This is a genomic window from Stenotrophomonas maltophilia R551-3, assembly GCF_000020665.1.
Taxonomy (GTDB): domain Bacteria; phylum Pseudomonadota; class Gammaproteobacteria; order Xanthomonadales; family Xanthomonadaceae; genus Stenotrophomonas; species Stenotrophomonas maltophilia_L.
Genome location: NC_011071.1, coordinates 3999576 through 4016529 on the forward strand (window position 1 = coordinate 3999576; position 16954 = coordinate 4016529).

Annotated in this window: 13 protein-coding genes; 5 read left to right on the plus strand and 8 right to left on the minus strand. The window is 60.8% G+C overall.

The genetic code is table 11. The annotated features are described in order from the left end of the window. Window positions 1-36: 36 nt before the first annotated feature. Window positions 37-489 (minus strand): PA2169 family four-helix-bundle protein, encoded by a 453-nt coding sequence (locus SMAL_RS18055; RefSeq protein WP_006395575.1) that lies wholly within the window; start codon window positions 487-489, stop codon window positions 37-39. 555 nt (window positions 490-1044) lie between these two features. On the opposite strand from SMAL_RS18055, the gene SMAL_RS18060 reads away from it, so the two are divergent. After that, window positions 1045-3879: a TonB-dependent receptor plug domain-containing protein gene (locus tag SMAL_RS18060; RefSeq protein WP_006395577.1), complete on the plus strand. Its 2835-nt coding sequence runs from the start codon at window positions 1045-1047 to the stop codon at window positions 3877-3879. A gap of 257 nt (window positions 3880-4136) precedes the next feature. Further along, complete coding sequence (locus SMAL_RS18065) at window positions 4137-5159, plus strand: helix-turn-helix domain-containing protein (protein WP_012512197.1); 1023 nt, start codon at window positions 4137-4139, stop codon at window positions 5157-5159. An 8-nt stretch (window positions 5160-5167) separates the two neighbouring features. Here the strand turns inward: SMAL_RS18065 and SMAL_RS18070 are convergent, their stop codons facing one another. Next, entirely contained in the window at window positions 5168-6118 is a 951-nt protein-coding gene (locus SMAL_RS18070; protein WP_198283147.1) for a DMT family transporter, read from the minus strand. Window positions 6119-6125: 7 nt separating this feature from the next. On the opposite strand from SMAL_RS18070, the gene SMAL_RS18075 reads away from it, so the two are divergent. Together SMAL_RS18075 and SMAL_RS18080 are read left to right on the plus strand one after the other, a co-directional pair. Beyond that, on the plus strand, window positions 6126-6929 hold the full coding sequence (locus SMAL_RS18075; RefSeq protein ID WP_012512199.1) for an AraC family transcriptional regulator: 804 nt from the start codon (window positions 6126-6128) through the stop codon (window positions 6927-6929). A gap of 86 nt (window positions 6930-7015) precedes the next feature. Continuing rightward, window positions 7016-7657 carry a glutathione S-transferase family protein gene (locus SMAL_RS18080; protein WP_012512200.1) on the plus strand — a complete coding sequence of 214 codons (642 nt, stop codon included), beginning with the start codon at window positions 7016-7018 and terminating at the stop codon, window positions 7655-7657. 21 nt (window positions 7658-7678) lie between these two features. Here SMAL_RS18080 and SMAL_RS18085 read toward each other — a convergent pair whose 3' ends face one another. Both SMAL_RS18085 and SMAL_RS18090 read right to left on the minus strand, forming a co-directional pair. Continuing rightward, a complete protein-coding gene (locus tag SMAL_RS18085) occupies window positions 7679-8086 on the minus strand; it encodes a hypothetical protein (protein WP_012512201.1) in 408 nt (135 codons plus the stop codon). A 49-nt stretch (window positions 8087-8135) separates the two neighbouring features. Next, on the minus strand, window positions 8136-8555 hold the full coding sequence (locus SMAL_RS18090) for an H-NS histone family protein (RefSeq protein WP_012512202.1): 420 nt from the start codon (window positions 8553-8555) through the stop codon (window positions 8136-8138). 118 nt (window positions 8556-8673) lie between these two features. Here SMAL_RS18090 and SMAL_RS18095 point away from each other — a divergent pair, with 118 nt between their 5' ends. Further along, complete coding sequence (locus SMAL_RS18095) at window positions 8674-9066, plus strand: DoxX family protein (protein WP_006395621.1); 393 nt, start codon at window positions 8674-8676, stop codon at window positions 9064-9066. 24 nt (window positions 9067-9090) lie between these two features. Here the strand turns inward: SMAL_RS18095 and SMAL_RS18100 are convergent, their stop codons facing one another. From SMAL_RS18100 to SMAL_RS18110, 4 genes are all read right to left on the minus strand, one after another. After that, window positions 9091-9777 (minus strand): hypothetical protein, encoded by a 687-nt coding sequence (locus SMAL_RS18100; RefSeq protein WP_012512203.1) that lies wholly within the window; start codon window positions 9775-9777, stop codon window positions 9091-9093. A gap of 60 nt (window positions 9778-9837) precedes the next feature. Beyond that, a complete protein-coding gene (locus SMAL_RS18105) occupies window positions 9838-10464 on the minus strand; it encodes a hypothetical protein (RefSeq protein ID WP_012512204.1) in 627 nt (208 codons plus the stop codon). Window positions 10465-10648: 184 nt separating this feature from the next. Continuing rightward, the gene (locus SMAL_RS21065; RefSeq protein WP_157628475.1) at window positions 10649-12913 is read right to left on the minus strand and encodes a hypothetical protein; all 2265 of its coding nucleotides are present in this window, start codon (window positions 12911-12913) and stop codon (window positions 10649-10651) included. Window positions 12914-13303: 390 nt separating this feature from the next. Beyond that, on the minus strand, window positions 13304-15118 hold the full coding sequence (locus SMAL_RS18110; protein WP_012512206.1) for an ATP-dependent nuclease: 1815 nt from the start codon (window positions 15116-15118) through the stop codon (window positions 13304-13306). Window positions 15119-16954: the final 1836 nt, after the last annotated feature.

Here is a 16954-nt window from a genome sequence, read left to right on the forward strand (position 1 = left end):
CCGTGACGGCCCCGGGGAGAAGGCCGCCAGTGAGCGTCAGGCCGCCTTCATGGCGTGCTTGCGGGCGCGCATGACGTTGTGGCATTCCTGCACTTCCGGAAGTAGCTGGGTCACTTCCTGGCGCACGGCCGGCGGCAGCTCGTTGTCCTTCAGCACGTCCTTGAACGCGCCAAGCAGGCGATCTTCGGATTCTTCCAGTTCGGCCACATAGCCGTAATTGGTGTCGCCAAACGCGGCACGCACCTTGCCGTAGAACTGCTGCATCGAACCGACCATGGTGCCGTGCTCGGCCGGCTTGCCGCCGCTGGCAGCAACCGAGCTGCTCAACGCCGAGACGATACGACCCTTGACGCCGGCGATGCGGGTGAACAATGCCGACAGCTCGGCATCCTTCACCTTGGTCGCGGCTTCTTCATAGAACGACTTGCCGTCGCGGGCGATCTCGATCAGGTCGTTGAGGCGATGTTCAATGGTGGACTGGGTGCTCATGGAGTCGCTCCTGTGTGCTCGAAAGTCTGTGGGGAATGGCAGCGCGATTGCGTTGCCTTCGACCCCACTGTGGCGGGTGTGCCGTGGCTGTCGGGTGAGTACGGATTGATGTGCACATCACCACATTCAACGCGCGCTGACTTCTTCATGCGCAGGCTCATTTCCATTCACGGTGAATGAGCGAATCGACGTCGATTCACCAGGGCGCGATGATGATGATCAACGCGACCAGCAGCACGATCGCCAGTACAAGCAGCAGTACATGCCTCTGCCGCCAACTGGGTTTTGGCTTTCCAGGGGTATTCACTACGCGTCTCCTTCGATCTGCAAAAGGTGCGCAGACACACTGATGCAAAGCAGCATGTGGACGCGTAGAGATTTCGTGCAGGGCCCGTGCATGAATGCAGGATCCCGCGCGCGACGATAACGCGTCCATAACGTAATCAGGATGTAAACGGAGTGTTAGGTTCCTTCCGATTCCGCACAGCGGAGTTTCAGATCGGTTTCCACGCAGCCATGCACGAAACCCATTCAACTGGATTTGGAGAGAGCCAAATGCATTACAAGTACACCCTGCTTTCACTGGCAGTGGGCACCGCCCTGGCGGCCACCTGGTCGCCGGCCGCACATGCCCAGGATGGCAGCGAGAAAACACCGAAGAACCTCGATCGCATCCAGGTCACCGGCTCGGCCATCCGCAGCGTCGACATCGAGACGCAGCAGCCCATCATCGCCATCACCCGCGCGATGATCGAACAGCAGGGCTTCACCACCATTGCCGACCTGCTGCAGAACCTCACCTCCACTGGCGCCCCGACCATTTCGCGTGCGCGCGCACTGGCTTCCGGCGAGAACGTCGGTGGCTACTACGTGAACATCCGCAACCTGGGCGCCACCCGCTCGCTGGTACTGGTCAACGGCAAGCGCCTGGGCGCCACCACCGGCGGCTACCAGGATCTCAGCCAGATCCCGATGAGCGCGGTGGAGCGCATCGACGTACTGAAGGACGGCGCCTCTGCGCTGTACGGCTCGGATGCGATCGCCGGCGTGGTCAACATCATCACCCGCAAGAACTACGAAGGCCTGGAAGTGTCCATGCAGCATGGACAGTTCAGCCAGGGCGACGGCAAGGACAGCACCTTCTCGCTGGTCACCGGTGCACGTGGTGAACGCGGCGGTTACACGCTCGCGCTGGAGTACCAGAAGTCGGACCCGGTGTTTGCCCGCGACCGTGAGTTCTCCCGGTACGGTGGTGCTGGCCCCAACTACCCCGGCGCGGACTGGAGCAACATCAGCCAGAACGGTTCGTGGTGCGATCCGGCCCTGTACAAGTGCAACACCGGTGATGCGGTGTTCAAGACGCTCAATCGTGGCGGCAACCCGAAGAACCCGAACGACTACCATCCGATCACGCCGGCCGAGTTCGCCAACGGCAACGAGCAGATGCACCTGCAGACCGGCATCGAGCGTCGCTCGCTGTTCCTCAGCACGGACTACGCGCTGACCGAGCAGATCAAGTTCACTGCCGATATCGGCTACAACGAACGCACCACCGACCAGCAGATTGCAGGTTACCCGTACCAGTCGACCAAGTTCGGTACGCCGCTGGATGCGGCCAGCGTGTTCAATCCCATCGACCACAGCATCGCGTTCAATCGCCGCCTGTGGGAGGTGCCTCGCACCACCGAAAGCAAGCTGAAGTCCCTGCGCGTCGCGCCCAGCCTGTCCGGCTACTTCGAGCTGGGAAGCAAGGCGTACGACTGGGAAGTCGGCGCACTGTTCAACCGCAATGAAGTTACTAAAACGGGCCGTGGCGACATGAGCCTGATCGCTTCCCGGCAGGCGTTGGGGCCCTCCTACCTCGACGCCAATGGTGTGGCCCGCTGTGGTACGGCGGCATCGCCGGTCTCGGGCTGCCTGGCTTGGAATCCTCTGCTGCCGTTCGGGGTCGCGGGGGCTGGCTCTCTCTCCGATCCCGAGCTGCAGCGCTTCCTGTTCCCGACGTTCAACGATACCGGCATCACCAAGACCCGCAGCTACTTCGCCAACATCTCAGGACCGGTGATCGAACTTCCCGCCGGCGACCTGTCCGTCGCCCTGGGCTACCAGTACCGCAAGGAAGAGGGCCGCTTCGTGCCCGACGCCTTCGCGCAGTCGCGGCAGAGCACGGCGCTGGGTGCCTCCACCACCGCCGGTGATTACAGCCTCAACGAGTTCTTCGCCGAAGTAAACGTGCCGGTGCTGCGTGACCTGCCGTTCGCCAGGGAGCTGACCGTGAACCTGGCCACGCGCTATTCCGACTACAGCAACTTCGGCAGCACCACCAATTCCAAGGCCAGCTTCGCCTGGCGCCCGATCGAAGAGCTGATGATCCGCGGTACCTTCGCCGAAGGCTTCCGCGCACCGAGCATCTCCGATCTGTACGGCGGCCTGGGCACCAGCTTCGAGACGTATGTCGATCCCTGCGGTACCGGCGCCACCAACAGTGTCAACGGCAATGCCGCCTGCAACGCGGCGGGCGTACCGCTTGGCTACCAGCAGCTGAACCAGAGCCTGAAGCCCTGTGCCAGCTATCCCTGTGCCACCCCCGACGAGTTCACCACCGGCTCCAATCCGAAGCTGCGCCCGGAGGAGTCCAAGAGCAAGACGGTGGGCGTGGTCTGGAGCCCGCGCTGGGTCGATGGCCTGGACATCAACCTCGACTGGTACAGCTACAAGATCACCAACATGATCATCCAGGACAGCGTCGACCGCATCCTGCGTGACTGCTACGTGCTGGGTAATGCCTCGCGCTGCGGAAGCGTAAAGCGCGCCGGTGATGGCCACATCACCAGCATGTTCTACGGCCTCGCCAACCTGGGCTCGATGGAGACCGAAGGCTGGGATCTGGGCATCCGCTATCGCCTGCCCGAGTTCTCCTTTGGCCGGTTCACCATCGACCTGCAGAACAGCTACGTCTCCAAGTACGACGAGCAGAACCAGAACTCGGCTGGCGACACGATCATGATGGGCCGGATCGGCCAGCCGGGCATTTCCCGACTGCGCTCGAACCTGGGCGTGAATTGGCAGCTCGGCAACTTCAGCACCCAGTACACCGTGCGCTACTTCTCCGGCATGGTTGAAAACTGCGTGCCGAACCGGCCCTGCACCCTGCCCGACCGCTACGCTTACGGCGAGCCGGATGCGCTGCGCAAGGTGGGTTCGAACACCTTCCACGACATCCAGGTCAGCTACAAGCTGCCGTGGGATGGCACGGTGGCATTGGGCTCGAACAACGTATTCAACCACCAGGGCCCGATCATGTTCTCCAAGCCCTCCAGCTCGTTCCCCTACTACGGCGGCTTCGACATCGGCCGCACCGTGTACGTGAAGTACTCGCAGCGCTTCTGATCGACAGGTACGTGCTCGTGGCCGGCGGAAGGGGAGTCCGCCGGCCACGATGCACACAACCTCCACTCGATCTCCATCGTTCTTCGACGGAATCTCCAAGGTTCCCGGCAACACTGATGTCATGACGGCATGGGAGCAGGACCGCATGGATCGCCACGCGCCTCGACACTGCACGCCCGTCTCCAGGTTCACCACTGAACGCGACGGTGTGGCCCGGTCCCGATCCTCCGGACGTGCCGCCGCAAGGGAAGTACGAGATGACGACGGCAGTTCGCACTGGCCTGACCGACCTGGTCACTGACGCGCAGCGGTACCTGCGCAGGATTCTCCCCGGGCTCGCCTCTGCGGTGCACCCGCTTGCCTCATCACACGCCATTCCACGCGCGATGTCCTCGCGCTATCACCTTGCCGAGCTGATGCTGTATGGGGAAACCCCTGCGATGCTTGCCGTGGCCCGCGAGCCCAGCGAGTCCAGCAGCCGCGTCATCCAGGACGTCCGCTGCCTGCGCGCTGCGGCAAATGCACTGGTCCTGTATGTCTCTCCCTATCTCACCCCCACCCAGCGGCGGTTCCTGGTGGAGGCCCATATCGACTTCGTGGTTCCGCATGCCCAGCTGTTCGCGCCCAGCCTGGCCATCGAGTTCCGCGACGCGCCCGATCACGAGAAGAAGGCCATCTCGCTGCTGCCCTCGGCACAGGCCGTGTTGATCCACGTGTTGTTGTCGGGGCAGCCGCGATGGTGGTCTCCCCGCGAGATCAGTGCGGCCGCCGGCTACACCTCCATGACGGCATCGCGCCTCTCTGCCGAACTGGTCGAACGCGGCCTGGTCGAACGCTCCACCGGTGGCCGCGAGCGCTTCCTGAAGCTGGCCGGCAACCGCGACGAGGTCTGGGCCCGGGCACAGCCATTCCTGCGCTCCCCCATCCTGAAGGAAGTGGATGTCTGCTGGGGCCCGACCGCCGAGATGCTCCGCGATGCCGGGCACCCGGCGCCGACGGCAGGCCTCGATGCACTTGCTGAAACGTCACCGATCTGCGGCACCCGCGCGCTGCACATCGATGCGTGGCGGTTGTTGGGTGCACTTCCCATGCCCGGTCCGGACTGCGTGCAGACCGCACGGCTGCAGGTCTGGGCCTATCCGCCCGCGTTCACCAGCATCGGCGATGTGGTGGACCCGCTTTCGCTCCATCTCAGCCTTCGGGGCAAACGCGGCCACGATGCGGACGCGCTGGAGCAGCGGGTGGAACAGGCGCTTGGCGGGGACACATACCCCGCATGACCGAAGCCCTATGCGGGTTGCTCGCTCGACACTGCAGCGGCGCGCCTGGCGCTGTACTCAGCGAACACCACGCCGGACACCGCCAGCAGGCCACCGCCCAGTACCCAGCCACTGAGCGATTCGCCCAGCAGCATCACCGCCAACGCTGCGGTGACGATCGGCACCAGGTTGAAGAAGCCGGAAACACGCGCTGCGCCCAGCCGGGAGAGGCCCGTCATCCAGGTCAGCGGCGCGAGAATGGATGCACAGACCGCCGCGAAGCCGATACAGCCGACCGCCGTCAGGTTGTCCACCCCGGTCCCGATCAGCAGCTGCAACGGTAGCAGGATCAGCGACGCCGCCGTGGCCTGCAGGAACAGTGACTCCAGCACCGACAGCGGGATCTTCCAGCGTTGCATCAGCACGTTGTAGGCGGCGAAGGCCAACGCGCCGACCAGCATGATCGCATCACCGCGGTTCAGGCCCTGCGTAGCCAACCGCGCCAGGTCGCCCTGGGACACCACCGCAACCACGCCGATGCTGGAGATCACCGCTCCGAGGATGGAGGTGCCACGTACCGGATGGCCCATGAACACGCGTGACAGCGCCAACGCGATCAGCGGGATCAGGGCCTGGATCACCCCCATGTTGGTAGCCGAGGTGAAGTGTGCCGCGTAGTAGGCCAGGCACTGGTACATCACGCCGCCCAGGCACCCCAGCACCAGGAAGCGGCCGAGGTTTGCACGTACGGTCGGCAGATTCTGGCACAGGCGTGGCAGGGCAAACGGCAGCAGCAGGATGGCGGCCACCAGCCAGCGGAAGAAGCCGATGTCGATCGGGCCCACTGAACCGGAGGCAAGCTTGGTGACGATGGTGTTCGCGCCCCATAGCAGGCACGCAAGGATCGGGAAGAGATAGTTCAAGACGGCAGCTGTACGCAGGGGAATGGCCAGCGTACGCTTGGCGCATATCGAGGACATCCCGAAAATGCGCCATTCCGCCTCTCGCTTGCGGCAACCGCTTGAGCCCATCCCCACCTTCAGCCAGCTGCCCGGCCCGATCTACTTCCGGCAGGGCGCAATGGAGCCCACCAACTGGGGCACGCACAGTCATCCGTGGGGACAGTTCAACTTCGTCGCACAGGGCGTCATGGAGATGAAGATCGATGGTGAGTGGATGGTATCTCCGCCCCATTACGCCATCTGGATTCCACCCGGCATGGCCCACTACTCACGCAACCGGTCGGCACTGGCCTATCGTTCGGCCTACCTTTCACCCGCGTTGTCACGCAGGTTGCCCGTGCGTTGCCATGCGTTGGAGGTGAGTCCATTGCTGCGTGAGCTGCTGCACGAACTGGCGCAACAGGGCGTGACTGATCCGAAGACACCCGCGCAGAAGCGCATGGCCGCGGTGGTGATCGATCAGATCGTCAATGCCGCGGTGCTGCCCAGCTTCCTGCCGGTCGCCAGCAGTGATGTGCTGAAGCAGGTGATGGTGCATGTGGAGAAGCACCTGAGCGCCGCCGAATCGGTGGCCGATATTGCGCGCCGCCACCACATGAGTGTGCGCAAGCTGGAGCGCCTGGCACGCAGTGAACTGGGCATGTCGCTTGGCGACTGGCGTGGGCGGGTGAAGTTCGTGCGCGCCACCGAGGCGCTGTGCACGCGCCGACCGATCAGCCGGATCGCCGAAGAGCTGGGCTACTCCGGCGTCAGCGCCTTCGCCGAGATGTTCAAGCGGCACGCGCAGTGCACGCCGGATCAGTACCGGAAGCTGCATCGGGTTGGGTGAGGGCTCGAATCGGGCGATGTCGATTTCCCGCCCCGTCGTTCGTCGGAACAGGAAAGGCGGGCCCTTCGGCCTGCAGGAGTGCCCCGATGTGCCCCATCCTCACCGCCTTCGCCACTTCCCCGGACCGCGGCCAGGGCCTGGCCCGTGACATGCGCGTGCGCTGGGCGCTGGAGGAGCTCGGCGTGCCCTACGACGTGCAGCTGCTCAGCTTTGACGAGCTGAAGCAGCCCGCGCACCTGGCCCGCAACCCCTTCGCGCAGATCCCCACCTGGCAGGACGGCGGCCAGATCCTGTTCGAATCCGGCGCGATCGTCCTGCACCTGGCCGAGCAGCATCCCGGTCTGTTGCCGACCGATCCGGATGCGCGCATGCGCGCCATCATGTGGGTGTTCGCCGCGCTGAACACGGTGGAGCCGCCCATCGTCGAGCGCTCGATGGCCTGGGTGCTGGAACGCGAGCAGCCCTGGTATGCGCAGCGCCTGCCGATGCTCGATGAGCGTGTGCGTATGCGGCTGGTGCAGCTGTCAGCGTGGCTGGGCAAAACCCTGTGGCTTGAGGGCGACTTCAGCGTCGGCGACCTGATGATGGCCTCTGTGCTGCTGCGCCTGAAGAGCAGCGGCCTGCTCGATGAGTACCCGCAGGTGGTGGCCTATGTGGGCCGTGCAACGCAGCGCCCCGCCTACCAGCGTGCGTTCGCTGCGCAGCTGGCGGTGTTCCAGAACGCCTGACGCTACGCCCGTGGGCAGCCCTCAGTGCAGACTGCGCCGGCATGCGGCCTGCACCAGCATCAGCTGCGCCACCAGGATCAGCATCGCGCAACCTGACAGCAGCCACGGGTCGATGTACCACTGCGCGTTGAAGCTGAAATCCCCGGCGGAAATGCGCTTCCAGCCGTTGAAGTGCTGCATCGCCGCGACCACGAACGCGAAGCCCCCTGCGGTGTACGACAACCAGGGCACGATGAGACCGCCCGGTCGCGCGAACAGCACCAGCACGCCCAGCACGCCGATGACCGTGCGCTGCACGCGGCAGTACGGGCAGACATAGGCCATCCCGCTCCATTCCACCGCCCAGGCCAGCAGGCTGACCAGCACGGCCGCGCCTGCCGCGATGTAGAGGACTCTGGGTGAGATCGTCAGGTTGCCATCGTGTGCCATCCCGTGTTCCTTCGTTCAAAGACCCCGGCAGGGTAGCAGCGCGGCAGGTTCAATCCTTCTTGAAAACCGTGCGCTTGCCGATCGGGCTGCTCTTGCGCGCCGTCGGCCGGGCCAGGCCGGGAATCAGGAAGTCGGTCACCTTGTGGCCCTTCTGCACCTTGGACGCCAGCCAGCGCGGCATACGCCCGCGGCCGGACCAGGTCAGGCGCTTGTACTCCGGGTCACGGTACTTGGCAGCCACTTTCCCGGTTCTGCGCCGTGCCGGTTTCCTGCGGGGAGCGGCCTCTTCGTTCGCCTCTCCGCCGAACAGCTCTTCGAGGGTATACCCCGCTTCTGCTGCTGCGGCCTTCAACATCCGCCGTACCGCACTGGCCGGACGGCGGCTGGAAATCAGCTGTTTCCGCTGTTCAGCGGCAACCACCAAGGCGCCCAGCTCCCGAAGGCTGAGCGATTCAATATCAATCGTCATGGGAGAAAGGTCTCCTGCGGACGGCCAGCTGTCAAGGCGCCTTGCCTTTGGCGTAGACACGGGCTTCACTGCCGGTGGGCTCCGATCGCCTTCGCCGGCCATCTCCGAGGACACCGACGTGAGCCACTCATCCCATTCGCTCGCTTACCTGCTTGCACGCATCCTGCTGATGGCGCTGTTCCTCATCTCCGGCCTGGGCAAGCTTGGTGATCTCAGCGGCACCCAGGGCTACATGGAAGCGATGGGCGTGCCCGGCATCCTGCTCTGGCCCACCATCGCCTTCGAGATCGGCAGCGGACTGTGCATCCTGTTCGGCTTCCAGACCCGGCTGGTGTCGGTCGTGCTGGTGGGTTTCAGCCTGGTCACTGCCTTCATCTTCCACCACAACTTCGCCGACCAGACCCAGCAGATCATGTTCCTGAAGAATCTGGGACTGGCCGGTGGCTTCCTGCTGCTGGCCTGTACCGGCGCCGGGCGCTACAGCATTGACGGCAGGGGGCGGCGCGGGTAAGCGCCGATCGGCGACCCGCACGCGCTAGCGCCGAAGCTCAGCCTCCGGCGCCAATGTGTGGAGCACCTTGCCCTGCGCATCGAGGAACTCGATCGCGCCGTAGCCTTCCGCAGTGACAGTCAGCCGCAGTCGCGTGCGGTCTGCCTTGTCGTTCAAGGCAATGGCCGGCGTGCCGTCAGGCCCGACCACCAGACCGATGCGGGTCGGTGCTTGCACCCCAGGAATCAGCTTGTTGCCCAATGCAGGCTCACGGATCAGTTTCGGCGCCTGGTTGATCGAAAAACTCACCGCGCCGTCCGGCGATACCCGCCAGCCGATCGCATCCATCGCCGGATGATCCAGAGCCAGCACTGCCATCCCACCATCGACATCGGCAGTACCGAAGCCACCACGCTCGCTGCCCTTGTCGTCATACAGCACCATGCCGGCCACGTTGAAGGCGCGCTTGTACTGCAGGCCATCGATGATCGGTGCCGGTGTCTTGCCGGACAGCGTCATGCGGATCACCCCCGTGTCATCGACGATATCGATGCGCCTTGCGGTGATGCGCTCGTGGTCCGGTGTTGCTACGCGCGTCTGCGGTGCCTTGTCGACGATCAGGCGTTGCAGGGTGTCAACCGACGGGCGCTTGGGTGAGTCGGATGGCTCGGCAGCGGCAGGCAGTGCCGCAAGGGTAGTCAGGGCGACGAACATACGGGCACTGCGCTTCATGCGGGCTCCTTGTCGTACGGATCGGCGGAAGCCGCATCATGCCACCCTTGCAGCGCCCTCTCATGAGGGAGGCGGAATTTCCGGCAGCTGGAGCCCCTGCGCCAGGGCGAATGCACGTGACGCGCGCCAGTACGCCTCAGGCGGCCTCTGCAGTTCGGGCCGGCTCCAGTAGTCATTGATGTGCAGCACGCTCATCACGTCGACCCATGCAGCGCGCGCATCGTGGACGCACATGCGCCAGCGATGATGCGGCGGAAAGTACGCGTAGTACTCAAGCGCCTGCCGCTGTGCCTGCTCTTCGTCAATCCCTGCCTGATGGATCAACGTCCACGCATGCATATGGCGCGCGTGCGCAAGCGCACCGAGATACTCATCCTCATCCAGCAAGGGAATCGGCTCGCCGCGCGCCAGGCACAGCGCGTCCAATTCGGTGTCGTATTCCAGCGAAGGCTGCGTCAGTTCCGGGTGCTGGTGCCAGTACCTTTCGCCCAGCACGTGCAGCATCGCCCAATGCCAGGGCTCGTCGTGGAAGAGCAGTTCGTGTTCGTATTCGTGGCCGGCGGTCTGGTCGGGATAACGTTCGCGTGCCTGTTCGATTGCCAGCGCTTCGGGAATCTGGCCGTAGCGCACCAGGCACCAGGCGAACAGATGCCGGCTGTCTTCGATTTCAGTGGTGAAGTCTTCCACCGGGGCGCGGGTGTCGGCATGTTCGATCCTTGCGTGTGGATCAGATGTTGCCTTGAAGGCAGTGCGCGCGGGGAAGAGGAGACCAGCTGTTCCTACAATCGTAAGTTGTCCACGGGAAACAACCACAACCTGGCCCTCACACGGCCGAGCGTTGACATGAATGGCTTAGCTAAGGAAAAGAACTTCAGCGTGCGCGATTCATGGCACCTAGACCACTCTCATTCCAATAGTCCCGGGGCGACTGATCGACGACGTGGATGAGTTCAGGCCGACCTAGCTGTACATAATTCATCGAATCGGTGAACCAAGCATAGTTCTCGCGATAAGCCCGCACTTGGGAAAGGTGAGTGCCCGTGGCCAATGCAAGGCTTCGTTCAAGCCTCTGTAGCCACTGCGGATTCCGTTGATTAATTTCCATGTTGGCTTCGACCAGCGAGTGCCGAACACTCGACCATCCCAACCCGACAGACGAGCTATACGAATGTGCCACCTCACTCGCATAGACCATTCGGAGCATCCCACTCATCAAGTCCCTCCAGTTCACGCCATGGCGCGATCGCTTCATGATCAGCGGCAAAAATTCAGATAGACGAAGAATCAACCGGGCGAGAAAGACACTTGACCGCATTGAATGGACTGGCGAGAGAGTTCCAAGTACGGTACGCGCTCCCAAGGCAAGCATGCCGATGGCTGACGACCCGTGACTTCCATCAATTGGATAAGTATCACAGGCACTGAGGAGGACGATTGGTGGCAGCGCAAGCTTGTCCCTAAGGCTCCAAATATCGAGCGGCTCGCCACCAACGATGATTGATCCTACGCCAGTCTCAGAGTCGCGCGACCCGTGACCATCAAATATCAACAAAGAGCCATTATAACCTGATACGGCATCAACAAACTCTTCAGAATTTCGCACATCCTTAAAGTTGACAATCGGCCTCTTCCCCGTCTGCCCGTCAATCTGTGTTCGCAGAGCCAGTTCAAGATGCCCGGAAATTGGATCTGATTCGGAGAAACTACGGACTACTAGTATTTCCTCTAGGCTAGCCTTCGAAACAAATATTATTTCGTTCTGCACGCATTCGGCAAACATCAAATTTCCGGGATTGCATGGAATGCGCGAAACATCGTGCCTAAGCGCTAATGGCACCCCATCCACTGGCAACAACTCGAGTGGAAGATCTGAAACTAGCGATACTTTCCCTATGCTGCGTGCAGAACCTCGGATCTCGGAAATCATTGAGTCACCCACAGAAGAGGCCATTCTGAGGGAGAGCCTCCGGGCCAGCTTGTTAAGCTTAAAGTCACGGTGCGGGCCATTTCCACGCGCACAGTTCCCAAAATCTATAAGATCTGGACGGATGCAATTCATGCCGGGATTAAGGCGCACCACCGGCGTGAGTACCAATCCGCTGTGCAGCGTGATCCCGCTTGAGAAGGCACTGAGCTCTTTGGAACGTGTCGCAAGAGCCGATCCGGCCTCCGGACCATCCAAGCCGAGATTTGATCCCGGCCTCTTGGGCATACTAATCTTTGATGCGTACCCGGTTCTCTTCGCGATAGCGTGAACAAACTCCGCGACCTGACGAGACATACCCGACTTTACGACCATCTTCCGAATATCAGAACGCGCAAGCGACCAAGTGATAGAGTCGACACAAACCGTCAAATGATTAATGTGTAACGCGAGAGCATTCTGCTGAAGGATCTTGAGGCGCATTGCACGAACTGCCCGAGCGCATCGAACGGAGCCCGTGAAGTAGAGGTTCGGAGCACTTGGCGTCATTGGCTCCTCCCCGCGCATATCGACTCGAATCCCAGCCAGCGCCAGCTCGTTTGGCCGCGTAATATTGTGAGCGTAACTCGGACAATCGACAGACAGCTTTCCCCACCTTCGCAGCGGGGCCTCCAAGAATTCTTGGCAGAGTTTCGCAAATTCCGGACTATTCTTCGACCGAACTAAGTTGCGGAAATACTCATAGAAGACTCCATCATTAGCATGATCAAGCGCAGTTGCCCGAGGCTCGCCCCCTTCTGACAGGTGAAGCCAATCACTACCAGCGGCTTCAAGTATGTCAGCCACTTGCGACGCTAGATCCGAAGTAGAGAGAACGACATTGAATGGACTTCTATCAATTGCCATCAGGATTGCGAATGCGGACATTTGAATCGGAATTACGCGCATCTTGACGATTCCAAGCTGGCGCGCATTTAGAACCGCCGTGCGATCTGAGAACAGCTCACGCATATCCATCGGCATCCGGATGACGTGCTCGAAAAGATGTGACGTCCTCAGAATCCCAGGCAAGAACTCTTGGAATAGACTCGCATCCACAAGCTCGTCATCCTCATGCGGCACCCAGTACGTCACACCGAACGTCTCTGCCATGGCATGAACGGCCGTTCGCATCTTGGCCAAATTTTCTTCCATGATTTTCGCTCCCAACATTATCATTCGACACACCCACAACCCGACTGCGCGGCCTGATGAGCACGCCGCTCATCTGAGTTAATCCTTACAACAGAACTCGAGGATACAGCCTCCACTGAACAAGTGCGCCATAGGATGTACGCGCCAGCGTCAAACGGCGCTGCAGCAAGCGGCCCCAGAGGATATGCCATCCCAGCTCATCCGTAGCATTGCAAGATTAATTTGAGCCGCATTCGCGCCGACTAGCAGCCTGCGAATCGATCTGGTACGCCTGCATAACGTACGCCGGCGCCGGTTAGCCGCGGGGGAAGTAGCGCTGCGCTAAACGAGCCCAGAGCGCAGTAGTAGCCCGATCGAGCACTCGAGACGCTGCTTGAGGTCGACCGGGCTTGCACGCCCGACCGCCAATCAGCCCTCTACAACCTCATCTGCTACGGGCTCGAACTCTGCGACAGCCGCCGATAACGCAGCCTCGTCGTCCCACTCCAAAGCGCCGGCGGGACAGTCATCCGAGCTCCTTACAAGGAACTCCAGCAGATCAAGTACTCTTTTCCTAGCCAGTGCATCCTCCCGAACTCTTAGCCACGACGCGTAAGGTTTCTCTCCTGATACGAGTTCACCAAACATTGCCACCTCGAATGTGTGCAGAGAGGCAACAAGGCGAACATCGGATGGAGAGTTCTTCACCTCTTCGAGAATCCTTCCGTTGGCTACCCATGCACTGTTTGCGACCAGCTGGCCTTTCCGATTCTTTGATCTTTGCAAATCTGCATCGTGAAGCACGGAATAGGAACACTTGAACTGGTTCAAGATCTTACAGAGCGCAACAATGGTGTACTTCCCGCGCGCCCGCACGATGTGCACATCGTGGAATTTCGCCGGATCATCTGCAATAACCTCCCGAAATGCCGCGTACTCAGTGTCCCCTTCGACGATCACCGTCCGACCACCGAAGAAGAACTCGGCAACATAGGGGTCATACATATTCAGGAGCTTCAGCCGCTCCTTGTCTTCATCGCCTAGCCTAGCCCGATCAGGACGGAAGATCGTTGTGCCTGAGACGGTTCCGGCCTGAGATCGCTCCACTCTTACAATTGAAGTATTGTTACGCGAGAGATCGATGAAAGCGGGCGAGTGAGTAGTCACCATCACTTGCCATGTTTTTCCGCCAGGAAGCGAGTAAAGCACGTTGCAAGCATCACGTACTGCGGCAGGGTGCAGGCACAGCTCAGGCTCATCCAGTAGCAGCACATGGGGCCTTTCCGTTCCTTTCGCTCCCGCTTTGTGGTCCGCGATGATCCTGAGCGCGTTCCACATAAGCGTTCGCCTGGCTCCACTGCCCTGTCGCTCCAGATCCGATTGATGCCCATCTGCAGGCCCCATTCTGAGAACTGGCGGGGCCTTGAAGAAGGATATGCTCCTGCTTAGATCGTCCTCTGGACGAGCGTCCAACGTAATACTGTAGCCTGGGAAGACATCGGCCATAGCCCTCACCAGTTCTAGACGCACCTCATCGATCGCCTCCATTGCCTCGGTTGCGACTGCCTTTTGGAGTTCCGCGACTCCCGCAAGGAGCTTTGCGTAAGCACCTTCCTTGCCCTCTTCTTCGATAAGTGCCTTGACCCGCTGCTTAGTCGCCTCCTCCAGAAGGGAAATGATGCTATCGGCTTGCTTCTTGGGATCGTCGAAGGCTTCAATCCTGTGCATCTCGGGCCTATTGGACTGAGCAACGGATGCGGTTCCCCAAGGGCCATGGTTAGCGTCCCAAGCGTTGAGCTCGACGTTGAAGCCCCTTTTCTTAGGCTTACCAGGGCAACACCAAGTCCAACGCTCCCTTACATGTCGATCTCCATTGGGTCGAACATCAATCCATTTATCAGCTGGCGGCTTACTATCAGCGAAGAGGACGGTCTCTAGTTCGATACTCGGCATGTCCTCGTCTTTCAACTCTGCACCCGTGACGTAGCCTCCAGGAAAATCCTCGGCCAGCAGGTCCCCCTTCGCGCCCGACTCCATCACAAGCTGGTACGCGCGAAGGATGGAGCTCTTCCCGGTGTTGTTCGCACCTACCAGGACAACGATGTCGTCTAGCTCGATTTCAACAGCCTGCCTGCCTATTGCCCGAAAGTTTCTAATTACTAGCTTGTGCATTCGAGCCCGCGGTGCTACCTGATCCTCGGCCACAAGCTTTTTCTCTGCGACCTTCTTCTTTTCAGTTGCCATTGCGCCCCCTGTTTTTCGAACCGCCATATTGCGGTCGCACCAATACTCGCCTCGATCGAGGCATCCTGTCTGTCAGATTACCCCTACGCAGATAGCTTTCTTATGTGGAGGTTCCTGCAATTGAGGCGTTCACCATCGTCAACGAAGCCAAGCAAGGAGCGGCGGTGATCAAGGTGAAGCGTCTTTCTCTGGCTACGAAGTGGCTTGCGCGCTGAATCCAGGCGCTCACCCGAGGCGTGTCGCACGCTAGCCGGGCCACCAGTGGCAAGGAATTCTGGGGCAAAGAGACAGTGGCGTGACATAGATGCCCGATAGCGGGACGAAAGCTGCGAATGCGGCTTAGTTCAAGTGGCTGAGGCAGCCGCCAACCCCGGATCCGAGTTCGATATATTTATATCTTACTTTTCAACAACTTGCGCCAGATCAACAATAGGTCTATACAGGTTCAATCAGACCGGACAGAGCGCGACTAGGCATGCCAGGCTCTCAGATCCCTCCCGCACCGCCCCCTCCCGGCTCGTTCTGGGCGGCACCGCCACTTGGCGTAACCGTCCCCGACAGCCCCATCTTCTCAGCGGCGGACACAGCCAGGCTGTTGGGCTTCCCCACAAGGGAGGCCCTCGCAAAAGCACGCCGAACCGGACGGCTCTCTATAAAGATGTTCCAGATTCCTGGACGTAGAGGCTGGTTCGCTCGTCGCGAAGAGGTATGCGCCTGGCTACACCAATCCCTGAACAGCGAGGAGGAAGCCCGATGAGCTAGCGAAAGCACGGGCCCTCAATAGAAAAGGCCGCACATTTGCAGTGTGCGGCCTTTGATACGGCAAACGGCTTCTCGATCCGTTGCCCGATATTGAGCTTCGCCCTCCATGCAAGTCAAGCCCCGTGGCATAGCGCCGCGCGGCCGCCCTTTGCCCGTCTGCGCTGGATCCAGCGCGGATTAGGAGGTCTCATGCCTTTATCTGCCCCAGAGTTCCAGTCGTACGTAGAGCGATTGTCTCTTTCGGCCGCTGCAATCAGCTACATAGCCGACACCCGTTCTAGTGAGCCGGCGCGATCCGTCAGATCTGTCGGATACCACAACACCGTCTGGCGCTACCCAAGCGCGAAGATGGGGTTTTCAGTGGCGCTTGAGAGTACGGAGGAGCACACATGCGCCGCTCAGCTTGAGTACGACGCAAACGTCATCGAGTACTGGGACCAGCCGCCCGCTGTAAGTCTAGATGTGTTGGATTGCCACGGGAGGAGGAGAAAGGCGAACTACGTAGCCGACTTCCTCACATTGAAGGAATCCAGCGTCGAGGTGGTCCAGGTCAAGACTGCCTCCGAGTGTGAACGCTTGGCCAGTTCCAATCCCAACAGATGGACGTGGGACGGAACGAAGGCAGCTGACCTTGCAGCTGACGCGCACTTCCAAGAAATCGGCCTAGTACACCGCGTGGTCTCTGACGGATGCTCACGAAGAATTTTCGCTGAGAACTGCTTGCTTCTGCTGCGTCTTCGGCAGGCCTCTACGCGAAGCATCGATGCTCGTCAGCTTGCTAAAGCCTGCTCCGCGCTAAGGCAGCGAAAAGTCTTCACCCTGGGCCAGCTAATGCTTGCTGCGAATACTTCCTCAGCGAATGAGGTCGTGCGGTTGATAGAGCTAGGTTCTCTCTTCACCGATCTCAATCGATGCCGCCTGTCGGTACCTGATGAGTGCCTGGCCTCCTTTGAACCTGACATCGTGACCAGTCATCTTCATCGCCTAGACATGCTGGGCACTGCAGCCGATCATCCATTCCAGCTGACACAAGCAGAGGCAGTAGAGGTCCACGGCCGATTGCTCGTCATACGT